This is a genomic window from Streptomyces sp. NPDC021019 (assembly GCF_044333295.1).
Taxonomy (GTDB): Bacteria; Actinomycetota; Actinomycetes; order Streptomycetales; family Streptomycetaceae; genus Streptomyces.
In genome coordinates, this window is the sequence record NZ_JBIRQR010000006.1 from 252,257 (window position 1) to 265,316 (window position 13,060).

The following is a 13,060-nucleotide window of genomic DNA, read 5'->3' on the forward strand; positions in this document are numbered from 1 at the left end:
GCGTGCCCGACCCGGTGAGCGGTTACGCCTCCGTGTCCAGGGCGGCCCGCGCGTCGACGAACGCGTCCACGGCGCGGTTGACGTCGGCCGTGGAGTGGGCGGCGGAGAGCTGGACGCGGATCCGGGCCGCGTCCTGCGGGACCACGGGGTAGGAGAAGCCGATCACGTAGACCCCGCGCTCCAGGAGCAGTTCCGCCATCCGGCCGGCCCTGCCCGCGTCCCCGATCATGACGGGGGCGATGGCGTGGTCGCCGGGCAGGACGTCGAAGCCCTCCTCGGTCATCCGGGTGCGGAAGAGCGCGGTGTTGGCGTTGAGCTGCTCGCGCAGGTCTCCGGCGGACTCCAGCAGGTCGATGACCTTGAGGGACGCGGCGGCGATGACCGGGGCGAGGGAGTTGGAGAAGAGGTACGGGCGCGAACGCTGGCGCAGCAGGGCGACGATCTCCGCGCGGGCCGCGACGTAACCGCCGGAGGCCCCGCCCAGCGCCTTGCCGAGGGTGCCGGTGATGATGTCGACCCGGTCCATGACGCCGTGCAGTTCGGGCGTGCCGCGTCCGCCGGGGCCGACGAAGCCGACGGCGTGCGAGTCGTCGACCATGACCATGGCGTCGTAGCGGTCGGCCAGGTCGCAGATCTCCTGGAGCGGGGCGACGTAGCCGTCCATGGAGAAGACGCCGTCGGTGACGATGAGGCGGCGGCGGGCCCCGGACGCCTCCTTGAGCCGCGTCTCCAGTTCTGTCATGTCGCGGTTGGCGTAGCGGTGGCGCTGGGCCTTGGAGAGCCGGATGCCGTCGATGATGGAGGCGTGGTTGAGGGCGTCGGAGATGACGGCGTCCTCGGGGCCCAGCAGCGTCTCGAAGACGCCGCCGTTGGCGTCGAAGCAGGAGGAGTAGAGGATCGTGTCCTCCTGGCCGAGGAAGGCCGAGAGCCGCTGCTCCAGCTCCTTGTGGACCTCCTGGGTGCCGCAGATGAAGCGGACCGAGGCCATCCCGTAGCCCCAGCGGTCCAGCGCCTCGTGCGCGGCGGCGATGACCTCGGGATGGTCGGCGAGGCCGAGGTAGTTGTTGGCGCAGAAGTTGAGGACCTCGCCCGCGCGCCCGCCGGAGGTGACGGCCACGGTCGCGGACTGCGGCGTGCCGATCACGCGCTCGGGCTTGTGCAGCCCGGCGGCGCGGATCTCGTCGAGGGTGGTGCGCAGATCGTCGCGTACGGAGTCGAACATGCGGATTCCTTAAGTGATCAAAGGGATCAAGGCGAAGGGCGGTCGGGAGATCGGGCGCGTCCGGCGGTCAGGCGGTCACGCGGTCACGCGGTCACGCGGTCCAGTCGAGGATGACCTTGCCGCCGAGGCCGCTCGCGGCGTCGTCGAAGGCCGCTTCGTGGTCGCGGAAGCCGTACCGGCCGGTGATCACGGGGGCGAGGTCGAGGCCGCCCTCCAGCAGGACGGACATGGCGTACCAGGTCTCGTACATCTCGCGGCCGTAGATCCCCTTGATGGTGATCATCGAGGTGACGATGCGGGACCAGTCGACGGCGAACTCCTCGGCGGGCAGGCCGAGCATCGCGATACGGCCGCCGTGCGTCATGTTCGCGACCATGTCGCGCATCGCCTCGGGGCGGCCGGACATCTCCAGGCCGATGTCGAAGCCCTCGCGCAGCCCCAGCTCCCGCTGCCCGTCGGCGATGGTCCGGTCCGCGACGTCGAGGGCGAGGCTGACGCCGACCTTGCGGGCGAGGGCGAGGCGGGACTCGCTGACGTCGGTGATGACGACGTTGCGGGCCCCGGCGTGCTTGGCGACGGCGGCGGCCATGATGCCGATCGGTCCGGCGCCGGTGATCAGGACGTCCTCGCCGACGAGCGGGAAGGACAGCGCGGTGTGCACGGCGTTGCCGAACGGGTCGAAGATCGCCGCGATGTCGAGGTCGACGGGGACCCGGTGCACCCACACGTTGGAGGCGGGCAGGACGACGTACTCGGCGAACGCCCCGTCCCGGCCGACGCCGAGGCCGACGGTGGAGCGGCAGAGGTGGCGGCGGCCGGCGAGACAGTTGCGGCACTTGCCGCAGACGAGGTGGCCCTCGCCGCTGACCAGGTCGCCGACGGCGATGTCCGCGACGTCGGAGCCCGTCGCGGCGACCTCGCCGGCGAACTCGTGGCCGAGGATCAGCGGGGTGGTGACCGCCTGCTGGGCCCAGCCGTCGTAGGCGCGGATGTGCAGGTCGGTGCCGCAGATACCCGTGCGCAAGACCTTGATGAGGACGTCGGTGGGGCCGTACTCCGGCTCCGGCACGTCCATCAGCCACAGTCCGGGTTCGGCCTTCTGCTTGACGAGTGCCTTCACGGCCGCTGCTCCCTGACGTCGGTAACGGGGTGAATACCCCGGGCCTCGGGGCATGTCGGAAGAACCCTGCGGCCCGGGGTGGTTTTCGGGTGGTCGCCCCCCATGGCGGGGGCTCGGCGGGACGGGACGGTGCTCGTCGTACGACTTGCACGACGTACTGCGGCTGCACGGCCGCACGTCGCACGGCCGCACGGCTCCACGACGTACGGCTGCACGACATACCGCTGCACATCGCACGGCTCCACGCGCCATCCTCGGCCGTCACGGAGAAATCTGCCGCACGACGGGGCCCGGGTCCATCGAGGATTTCTTAAGCGCGGTCGCAGGAGATCTTCACGCCTGGCCCCGGCTTCACCGGCCGCTGCCGTCTCCGGGCCTGCGCGGGACAGCCCTTATACGTCGCCGAACGGGCCCAGGAAGCGGGGGCGGCCCTTCTCGATCCGGTAGAGGAAGATCCCGTTCTCGTACCGCAGCACCTGGCGGGTGGACGGGTGGAAGGCGAGCGGGCGCACGATCCCCCGGTGCTCGGTCCGGAAGAGCCGCCGGGCGGTGCCGCTGCGCACCTGCCCCGAGGCGCTGGTGGTCCCGGCGGCGCGGGCGATCAGGCCGACCGCGTCGTACGCCTCGGCGGCCCAGGTGCCCGGGGGTGCGCCGAAGCGTTCGCGGTGGGCGGCGGTGAACTTCCTGGCCGACGGGAGGGCCGTGGGGTCGGCGTACGCCTCGGCGAAGACCCAGCCCTCGGCGGCGGCGCCCGCGCCCGCGAGGAAGGCGGGGCCGAGGGCGGGTCCGGCGGCGGCCCTGCTGCCGGTGTAGCCCTCGCCCGCCAGTGCGGTGGCCAGGCGGGCGGCCCGGGTCGCGTCGCCGCTCGCGAGCACCACGGCGTCCGCCCCGCTGGTCATGGCCTTGCGGGCGGCCGCGCCGAAGCCGGCGTCGCCCCGTGGGAGCGCGTGTTCGATGAGCGTGGCGTCGGTCGGCGGGGTGTCGCGGATCGCGCTGCCCAGCTGTCCGCCGAGGCCGGTGCCGTCGCTGTCGCTGTCCTGGACGAGGAGGACGCGCTCGGCGGAGCGGGTGTGGACGACGTAGCCGACGAGGCCCGGGGCAAGCATGCGGTCGTACGGGCGGGTCACGCAGAGGTGGGCGGCCGTTTCGGATGCCGTGGTGGAGCCCGCCGCGACGACGACCAGGGCGAGCCGCGCCGCGCCGTACCGCTGGACGACGTCCTCGGCCAGCACGGCGCCGGTGGGCCCGACCGCGGCGATGACGTCGGGGTCGGAGCCCAGCCGGTCGGCCGCCCGCAACGCCCGGCGCGGGTCCCCGGCATCGTCCTCGGTCCGCAGGGCGAGGCGGAACGCCGTATCGGTACGGGCGTTGTGATCGGCGACCGCGAGCCGTACGCCGCGCTGGTGGGCCAGCCCGGCGGCGCGACCGGGCCCGCTGAGGTCGGCGTGGAGCCCGATCGTGTACGTGGGCGGTGCGCCGGAGCCCGACGCGGAGCCGGCGGACCGCCGCCCGGCGAGCCACGCCGCGGTGGAGCCGCCGGTGACCACGACGGCCCCGGCGGCACCGGCGATCAGGAGCCTCCGCCGCGTGAGGCCCGCCGCCGACGGTGCCGCCTCGTCCTCGTCAGGGACGAGGGTGGCGGGCAGCGGCTCGGGGTCCGGCAGCGCGAGGGCGGCCGCGGAACGTTCGGCGATCAGGGCGGAGAGCCCGGGCAACGAGAACCAGGACTCCGGGGGCGGGGCGGTGCCCGGCTCCACGGCCGGAGTCCCGTCCGGTGCCGCCCGGGGGGACCAGGCCGCACGGGGGTCCGGCGGCCGGAGCGGGGCCGGCCCCGGGCTCTTGCCCGACCGGCCGCGGTCGGCTTCCCCGGCCGCCCCCAGGTCGTCGCCGATGCGGCTCGCCGGCGGCCGGGCGGCCGGGTCCTTGCTCAGGCAGGCGGTGATCAGGGGCAGCAACTCGGGCGGCACACCCGCCAGGTCCGGCTCCTCGTGGACCGTACGGAACAGCACACCGGCCGCGCCGCCGTCGCCGAACGGCCGCCGGCCCGTCGCCGCGTACACCAGGACGCAGCCGAGGGAGAACACGTCGCACGCCGGTCCCACCGGCCCGGCCGACGCCTGTTCGGGGGCGAGGTAGCCGGGCGTGCCGATCACCGCGTCGGTGGCGGTGAGTGCGGTGGCGCCCTCGTGGCGGGCGATCCCGAAGTCGATGAGGCGGGGGCCGTCGAGGGCGAGGAGCACGTTGCCGGGTTTGACGTCGCGGTGGCTCAGCCCGGCCTCGTGGACCGCGACGAGGGCCTCCGCGAGCCGGCTCCCGAGCGCCCGGACGGTGGACGTGGGCAGCGCGCCGCCGGCGCCCACCACCTCGGCCAGCGAGGGCCCGGGGACGAACGCGGTCGCCAGCCACGGCTCGCGGGCCTCGGTGTCCGCGCCGAGCACCGGGACCACCCACGGGCCGGTGATCCGGGCGGCGGCCTCGGCCTCGCGCCGGAAGCGGGCGCGGAAGCCGGGATCAGCGGCGTGCTCGGCCCGGATCACCTTGACGGCGGCGAGCGCCCCGCCCGCCGTTCGCGCCAGGTAGACCACCCCCATGCCGCCGGCGCCGAGCCGGACGAGCGTGCGGTACGGGCCGACGGTGCGGGGGTCTTCGGTGATGAGGGGCCGCACGTCAGCTCTTCGGCTTCGGGGCCGCGCCGAGATAGCGATGCCGGCCCTTCTCCACCCGGTACAGGTGGGCGTCCTGGCCGACGAGTTGCTGCCGGTCCTCGTCGAACGCGTAGGTGCGGGAGACGCCTTCGTACCGGGAGGCGGCGATCGCGGCGGTGAGCCGGGAGCGGGTGGGGCGGTCGCTCCCGGAGGGCGTGGCGCTCGCCGTCGCCTTCTTGGCCGCGGCCTCGGTCAGAGCGGCCAGTTCGCGGGCGACGAGCCCCGTAACGTCGTACGCCTCGGCCGACCAGGCGGCGGGGGCCGCGCCGAAGCGCTTGCGGTGGGCGGCGGCGAACGTCGCGGCGGCCGGGGCGCTCGCGTCGGTGAACGGTGCGACGAACTCCCAGCCGTCGGCCGCCGCGCCCGCCTGGTCCAGGAACTCCGGCCCCATGACGGTGTGCTGGGCCATGCGCGGTCCGGGGAAGGAGAGGTCGGCCAGGATGCGGGCGACCCGGGAGGCGCCGGCCGCGTCACCGGCGTAGAAGAGGGCGTCGCTCCGGTGGGAGAGGAGGTCGGTGACGACCGGGTCGAAGACGGTCGTCCCGGCGGGCACCACACGGGGGTGCGTGGTGCCGGTGGTGAGGTTGGGCGCCATCAGGTTCGTCGCGTAGCCCGCCTGGTAGGCCGTCTGCCCGCCGGCCCGGTCGATCAGGATGCCCAGCCGCTCGACGTCGGGGCGCAGCAGGAGTCGGTGGACGATGGGGACGCTGAGCGAGGCGTAGGAGGGGGCGGCCTGAAAGAAGGAGCCGTTGGCCCGGGCGGAGAAGGCGATCTGGAGGGCCGACACCGTCAGGACCGGCAGCACCGCCTCGTCGTACGCGGCCAGGGCCGCCCCGGCCGCCGCGTCGCCCGTGGGGCCGATGACGGCGACGACCTCCGGGTCGCGGGCGAACTCCTCGGCGACGCGGGCGGACCGGGCCGGATCCCCCCGGTCGTCGAGGACCTTCACGGCGAGCCGGAACGGCTGGTCGTCGAGGGAGTTGAAGCGGTCGACGGCGAGCCGGGCGCCGCGTTCCTGGGCACGTCCGGCGGTGCTCTGGGGGCCGGTGAGGTCGGCGTGCACGCCGATGATCCAGCGGCGTGCGCCGGGAGCTCCGTCCCCGCCGCCGTCGGATTCGTCGCCGGTGAGGCGTACGGCGGCGAAGGCGCCCGCGCCGAGGGCCACCGCCCCGCCCGCCGCGAGGAGCAGGAACCGCCGTCGGCCGGGGGCGGGTGCCGGCGGTCCGGGCTTCTCGGTGACGGTGGCGTCGATGCCGGGCAGGGCCAGCACGGCGGCGGACCGCTCCGCGATGATCCGGACGACGTCCTCGGGCAGCCAGTCGGCGGTGGGGTCGGCGGGTATGTCCTCGGCGATCAGGGAGTCGAGGCCGGCGGCGGTCGGACGCTCACCGGGGTCCTTGGCGAGGCACCGGTCCAGGACGGCGCGCAGGTGAGCGTCGTCGATCCCGTCGAGGTCGGGCGCGTCGTGGACGGTCCGGTAGAGAAGGGCGTCGACCGCTCCGCCGCCGAACGGCGGCCGGCCGGTGGCCGCGTACGCCAGCAGGCAGCCGAGCGAGAAGAGGTCCCCGGCCGGTCCCGCGGTGTTCCCGGACGCCTGCTCGGGCGGGAGGAATCCGGGGGTGCCGACGACGAGTCCGGTGGCGGTCAGCGCGGTGGCGTCGACGGCGCGGGCGATCCCGAAGTCGATCAGCCGGGGGCCGTCGGCCGTCAGCAGGACGTTGCCGGGTTTGACGTCGCGGTGGACGAGCCCGGCTCCGTGCACGGCGGTGAGGGCGCGGGCGAGCAGCCGGCCGAGGACGGTGACGCTGCGCACGGGCAGCGGCCCGCGCCGGGCGACGACATCGGAAAGCGTGGGCCCGGCTACGAACTCCGTTGCGAGCCAAGGGCGTGCGCCCTCGGTGTCGGCGCCGGTGACGGGCACCGCCCAGGGACTGTCGACCCGGCGTGCGGCCTCGGTCTCGCGGCGGAAGCGGGTCCGGAAGTCCTCGTCCTCCGCGAGTTCGGGCAGGATCACCTTGATCGCGGCGAGCGCGCCGGCGTCGGTGCGCCCGAGGTAGACGACGCCCATGCCGCCCGCTCCGAGGCGGCCCAGGAGCCGGTGTCCGCCGATGCGGGCGGGATCAGTGGGTCGCAGGTCGTCCATCGCCGGGCCTCAGCTCTGCTTCTCGACGGCGTTTCCGAGCCGGGACAGCATGGCGCCGTACGCCTCGTTGACCAAGGTGTCGATCTCGTCCTCGGTGCGCCCCTTCGCCCCCTTGCCGGTCACGGCGACGGTGAACTGGAGGGTCTGCGCCTGCTGCCAGGAGTAGTGGTGCGGCCCGCCCAGTTCGGAGCTCCGGTATTCCCCCATCTCGTTGAGGAAGTCCTCGGAGGTGTTCTGGGTGCTCTCGCCGCCGAGGAGGCCCGCGGCGACCATGGATCCGATCGTCTCGCCCTTGCGCAGTTGCTGGGTGGGGCAGCGCATGCTCTCCTCCATCGACTCCGCCATCTCCCAGGCCGCGTCCTCGCGGGTACGGTGCACGGTGACGACGGCACCGAGGCGCACCGGCCCCTTTCCCTCCTCGGCGGGCAGCTCGAACGACCGGGTGAGGGTGGCCAGGACGCTGTACGCGGGCTTCCGCTGCTGCCAGACACAGTCCTCGCCGAGCACGGGCCAGGTCGCGGGGTCGCTCTCGTACGGGCTCCGCTTCACCACCCCGGGGCCGAAGCTGTCGGGGCCGGCGATGACGCGGCCGATGAGGTCACGCGCCTGGGCCGGGGTCTTCGGGAGCCGGGCGGGGTCGGGTACGAGCGAGGCCTCGGGCGACGGCCCGGCACCGGTGCCGCCGACGGCGTCCGGACTCGCGCTCGCGCTCATCGAGGCATCGCGCTTCTCCGCTCCCCCCGGGTCGTCCGCCGCGCCGGAGCAGCCGGCGAGCAGCACGGTCACCAGGGCCAGGGGCAGCGCGTACCGGGCCCCTCTTAACGGCACGTGACAGGTCACAGCGTTTCCCCGTTCCTCCTCGACACCGCGTCGATCATAGGTTCGCCCGGCGCGGTCGGCGGGTCCCGAAGAGGGACTGTTACCTCGTCGGGACATGCACGGCACCGCCCCGGGGAACCGGGCTCCGCCCCCTCAGGCGGTCTCCGCGAGGAAGGCGCCGATGTGCTCGACGAGGGCGTCGGGCCGGTCCTGGGGAATCAGTGTGTAACTGTCGGCGACCTCCACCAAGCGTCCCCGCGGCAGGAGTTCGGCGAGGCGTCGCCCGTGGTCGAGCGGCATCACCCGGTCCTCGGTCGCCCAGATCACGAGCGCGGGCCGGTCGAAGGTGCGCAGTTGCTCGGCCCACCGCAGGAGTTCGGCCCTGTCCGGTACGCCGAGCACGTAGGCGCGCAGGTCGCGGCGGATCTCCGCGGAGGTCTGGAGCGGCCGGAACCACCGGTCCATCGTGGCGTCCGGGACGGGTCGCTTGCTCATCCGTCCCCAGGTCATGGGCAGCCGCCGTGCGGGCCGCAGCCGGAGCAGGGAGAAGGCCGCCCTGATCCCTCCGGGCACCCTGGCGGAGGCGACGAGGTTCCGGCCGGGCAGCCCCGGCGGGTAGTTGTCGAACGCCTCGCAGGACGTGATCACGAGCCGCCCGATCCGGTCGGCCCGCCCGTCCGCGACGAGGGCCTGTGCGCCGCCCCAGTCGTTCATCACCAGCGTCACGTCCTCCAGCCGGAGGGCTACCAGGAACTCCGCGACCAGCCGGGCGACCCCGATGACGGAGAGGTCGGCCCCAGCATCCATCGGCCTGCGGTGGCCGCCGAGCGGCAGGGTCGGCACGATGCAGCGCACCCCGTCACCGAGCCCGGCGACGACCTCGTCCCACAGGGAACCGTCCATGGCCACGCCGTGCAGGAGAACCACGACGGGCCCCTCGCCACCGGTGTCGTGGTACTCGATCACGCCTGCGGAAAGCTTGACGTCGCCCATGGGGTCAACGTAGTACAGCGGTCCCCGGGGCAGCACCTGACGCAGCGTAGGGATTCCGTCCCCGTCCTTGATAACGTCGCCCCCGCGGCTGCGGACTTCTTCCCCCGACCCCAGCCGTACGGGGTGGGCACGGGGATCGGGCGCGGCAGGACGAAGAGGGCCGACAGATGAGCCTTGCACAGGTGCACTACACCTCCGCCGCGCCGGGGGACGAGGGAACGGCGGGCCGGTTCACGGCGGTCGGTCCAGGAGTGTCGGGTGCTCTGCTGGCGGAGATCGAGCCCTTGGTGCGCTACGAGCTTCCCGGGGGCGTTCCCGACCGGCCGTCCGACGGCGAACTGCGCGCGCTGCCGCAGGCGTTCGGCTACTTTCTCCTGTCCGACGGCAGCCGGCTGGTGGCGCGTTCGGCCCCGGTGCGGGACGCGGGCGGCCACGCGGGTCCGGGCGTACGGTTCCACGCGCACGCGGTGCATCTGCCGCCGGGGGTTCCGCTGCCGGGCGACCGGCTGCCGGTCGAGGCGTGGCGGTCGCCGCACTGGGTGGCGGTGACCCCGAGCGGGGCGATACCGGACCCGTTGACGCTGCCGCCGGGTCCGGCGGCGGTCTCCGAGGGCCTCGACGACTTCGCCGTCTCGCGCGGCCCCTGGCTCGCGGCCGTGCTGGCGGATCTACGCCGGGCGAGCGACGCCGGGGCGAGCGGGGACAGGCCCGTGGTGCTGGTGGAGCGGCAGTGCGCGGACGTGGCCCGGTGGCTGGGGCTCGCGTCGGTCACCCTGCCGAGGGAGAGCGCGGAGCGCCTGACGTTCACCACGTACACCCGGCGGCCGGAGGGTTCGGCGTCGCGGGTGGTGGGGGTGGGGCCCGAGGACGCGGCGGCGGCACGGGCGGCAGGTCTGCGGGTGCACGCGTGCGCGGGGCCGCCTCCGGCCGGCGACGGCCCGGCCGACGCGTGGGCGGCGACGGCGGCGCGGGTCTGGCGAAGCCGGTCGCCGGAGCTGTTCAGCGAGGCGCGGGAGCTGCCCGGGGAGCCGTTCGCCGCCGGCCCGTTGGCCGTGACGGCCCTGTGTGCGGGGGTCGAACTGGGGCCGGACGGGCGGGCGGCGGCTGCCGGTTGGGCCGCCGATCGCCCGTACGCGCTGGACGCCGAGCGCACGGGCCAGTTGGTGGAGGCGCTCACCTCCCCCGCCGTCGACGACCGTACGGGCCCGGAATTCGACGCGGCCGGGCGGCTGTTCGGCGCGCTGGAGGGCCGCTGCCCGGCATCGGTGACGGCACCGCTCGCGGCGATGCTGGTCACGGAGGCGGTACGGGGCGGCAACGGCTCGCTGGAACTGCCGCGCCGGGAGGCGTTCGCCGGTCCGGAGGGGGCGGAGGTCGCCGAGCGGCTGGGCCCGGAGATCCTGACCGAGCTGGCCGACACGGTCGGATCACGCTCGGTGGCGCGCACCGTACAACTCCTGCGAGTGGCACGCCTGCTGGGCGTGGACAGTAAGGAGTCGCTGCCGGGGGTCGTGGACCGGCTGGCGCCCGCTCTGCTGGCGGAGGCGGCGGCCCACGATGGCCCCCCGGGCTTCGCACCTGCCCTGCTGGAGCTGCTGGACGAGCAGTTCGAGGTGCGGACGGCGCTGCTCGGCGCGCTGGACCGGATCGCGCCCGGGGGCCCCGGGGCGGTGGCCCGGTTCCTGGAGCGGGTCACGCTGCCGTTCACGGGTACGCAGGCGCTGCCGCATCTGCGGATGTGCGCCGAGGTGCCGGAGGCGATGGCGACCCTGGGCGGTGACCGGGCGGCGGTGTGGCACCGGGTGCTGCGGGCGGCCGGCCTCTCCCCCTTCGCCGAGCCGCTGGTCCTGCGCACGGCGGCCGGCCTGGTGTGGGAGGACCGGGCCCCGACGGTCGGGGAGGCCCGGCTGCTGCTGGACGCGGCCACCTCGGACGCGCACCGCGCGGCCGGTACGTGGGCGCGCCTGGTGGACGCGGCGCTGGGGGCGTCCGCCGCCGACCCGTCGGCCGGTGGCACGTCGGCCGGTGGTACGTCAGCCGTCGACGCATCCGCCGGTGGCACGTCGGCCGCCGGCACGGATGAGGCGGCCGGCCTCGCCCACGACCTGCTGCGCGGCTTCCCCGAGGAGATCGGCGGCCGGGAGCGGGCAGGACTCCACCTGCTGGTCCTCGTACGCGAACTGCGCACGGGCGCCCCGGAACCCGGCTGGGCGGAGCGGGTACGCATGCTGTGCGCCCAGGCGGAGCCGGTCGAACCGGTGCTCCGGGAGCGGGCGCACGCGGCCCTGGTCGAACGGCTGCTGGCCCCGGACCGCCCGGGGGCGGAGCTGTACGACTTCGTCCACGGCGACGACGCCGAGCTGATCGCCGCGTACGACCGGGCCGCCCGGACGGAGACCGTACGGGCGCGGCTGCGCACCCAGCCCGCCTACGCGGCGGACTGCTTCACCGTCTGGACCGCCCACCCGCACGCGGGCCGCGCCTGGCCGCCGGTGGCCGCCGCCCTCCTCGACGACGTCCTGCGCCCCGCCGTACGCGGCATGTCGGCCGAGGCCGTGGCGGAGGTCGAGGAGACGGTGGGCCGCACGGGCAGCAGCGGCCGGGCCGACGCCTTCCGCGACTGGAACCGGGTCAGCGCCCTGGGGCGGCTGGGCCGCCGGATCGCGGGGCGGGTGCGGCGGGGGTGAGCCGCAGGTCGGCACGGAGAGGAACTCGGGTCCGTAGGTCTGCGCGCCACCGCTGCCCGGCAGCGGCATCCGCATGAGTGAGCGTGCGGGGGAGCGAGTCGGTTCACCTTCCCGATCGACGCGCCCAGCTCGGTGGCGGATCCGGCCTCCCCCGCCTTGTCCAGGTGTCCGAGCACGGTGATGCAAGTCTGATGGAACGTCGTGAGCAGTGCGGCCACATCCGGGGCGGGGGCCGACCACGACGCTGTGGTGAGCCGGCGCTGTGCCGCTCACGGGCAGTCGACACCACGGCCACGGCGTCCCGCGTACCGAACGGGACCGTCGACCGCCCGGCCCCGGGCCGCCTGGACGGTACCGGGGCTGTCGACCTCGCACTGTTCCTCCGGCCCGGTGATCACTCGTTCGGGTGCACCATGCCCCGTACGTGACTTCGGCCCCGCCGCCGCGATCATGATGGATCCACGTCGAGCAGGGGCCGAACGCGCCACGGGCGACATCCGCGCCGCGCTGCGGCAGAAGCACCGGAAGCAAGGCCATGGGGCCTCCCGGACCGTGGATGCGCGTTGGGGCCTCGTCTCCTGCCGGCGGCCCAGGACAGGAGTCCTGGGCGGAAGCCGATGCAGGGAATTGTCTGTGCACCTCACCCCACACGAGCAAGAACGCCTGATGATGCACGTGGCCGCTGACGTTGCGGAGAAGCGCCGGGCCCGCGGCGTGTTGCTGAACTACCCGGAAGCCATGGCGTTGTTGATCGTGCATGTTCTCGAAGGGGCCCGGGACGGCAGGACCGTGGCCGAGCTGATGTCGTCCGGCCGCAAGGTGTTGTCGCGGGAGGAGGTCATGGAGGGCATCCCCGAGATGATCGAGAACGTGCAGGTGGAGGCCACGTTCCCCGACGGGACGAAGCTGGTCACCCTGCACGGCCCGTTCCCCGAGGTGGGCCTGGACGAGGAGCCGGTCATCTGTCCGGGGAAGGTCGACTTCTCCCCGGTGAAGGAGGACGAGGTGGTGATCTTCAACGAGCGCAACAGGCAGCTCGGCCAGGTGACGGAGCTGATGGTCGCCAATCCGACCGACCGGCCCGTCCAGGTCGGCTCCCACTACCACTTCGCCGAGGCCAACGACGGGCTGGAGTTCGTCCGCGAGGAGGCGTGGGGCAGGCGTCTGAACGTGCCCGCCGGCAGTTCGGTGCGGTTCGAGCCCGGCATCGCCGAGAAGGTCCAGCTCGTGCCCATCGAGGGGGCCCGGGTGGTCCACGGTCTGCGCGGCACGATCCAGGGCCTGCCCGAGAAGGTCAACGGCTCGCTCGACAAGGTCAAGGGCTCGTTCGACAAGGAGCAGGCGTGAGTGCCACCGTTCAGTGCCCCGACT

General features: G+C 74.4%; 8 protein-coding genes. 2 read left to right on the forward strand and 6 right to left on the reverse strand.

All coding sequences use genetic code 11. From position 1 onward, the window contains the following. Positions 1-22: 22 nt before the first annotated feature. The 6 genes from ACH4RG_RS28345 to ACH4RG_RS28370 all read right to left on the reverse strand — a co-directional run bounded on the left by ACH4RG_RS28345 (position 23) and on the right by ACH4RG_RS28370 (position 9,002). Entirely contained in the window at positions 23-1,222 is a 1,200-nt protein-coding gene (locus ACH4RG_RS28345; RefSeq protein WP_397922095.1) for a glycine C-acetyltransferase, read from the reverse strand. Between the two features lie 91 nt (positions 1,223-1,313). Then, complete coding sequence (gene tdh / locus ACH4RG_RS28350) at positions 1,314-2,342, reverse strand: L-threonine 3-dehydrogenase (RefSeq protein WP_397930941.1); 1,029 nt, start codon at positions 2,340-2,342, stop codon at positions 1,314-1,316. A gap of 392 nt (positions 2,343-2,734) precedes the next feature. Further along, a complete protein-coding gene (locus ACH4RG_RS28355; protein WP_398540452.1) occupies positions 2,735-5,008 on the reverse strand; it encodes an ABC transporter substrate-binding protein in 2,274 nt (757 codons plus the stop codon). A 1-nt stretch (position 5,009) separates the two neighbouring features. Further along, positions 5,010-7,190, reverse strand: coding sequence for a bifunctional serine/threonine-protein kinase/ABC transporter substrate-binding protein (locus tag ACH4RG_RS28360; RefSeq protein ID WP_397922089.1), 2,181 nt, complete (start codon positions 7,188-7,190; stop codon positions 5,010-5,012). Positions 7,191-7,199: 9 nt separating this feature from the next. After that, positions 7,200-8,030 (reverse strand): hypothetical protein, encoded by an 831-nt coding sequence (locus ACH4RG_RS28365; protein ID WP_397922087.1) that lies wholly within the window; start codon positions 8,028-8,030, stop codon positions 7,200-7,202. A gap of 132 nt (positions 8,031-8,162) precedes the next feature. After that, positions 8,163-9,002 carry an alpha/beta fold hydrolase gene (locus ACH4RG_RS28370; protein WP_397922085.1) on the reverse strand — a complete coding sequence of 280 codons (840 nt, stop codon included), beginning with the start codon at positions 9,000-9,002 and terminating at the stop codon, positions 8,163-8,165. A 167-nt stretch (positions 9,003-9,169) separates the two neighbouring features. On the opposite strand from ACH4RG_RS28370, the gene ACH4RG_RS28375 reads away from it, so the two are divergent. Together ACH4RG_RS28375 and ACH4RG_RS28380 are read left to right on the forward strand one after the other, a co-directional pair. Then, complete coding sequence (locus ACH4RG_RS28375) at positions 9,170-11,689, forward strand: GTPase-associated protein 1-related protein (RefSeq protein WP_398540453.1); 2,520 nt, start codon at positions 9,170-9,172, stop codon at positions 11,687-11,689. A gap of 633 nt (positions 11,690-12,322) precedes the next feature. Beyond that, on the forward strand, positions 12,323-13,036 hold the full coding sequence (locus ACH4RG_RS28380; protein WP_398540454.1) for an urease subunit gamma: 714 nt from the start codon (positions 12,323-12,325) through the stop codon (positions 13,034-13,036). Positions 13,037-13,060: the final 24 nt, after the last annotated feature.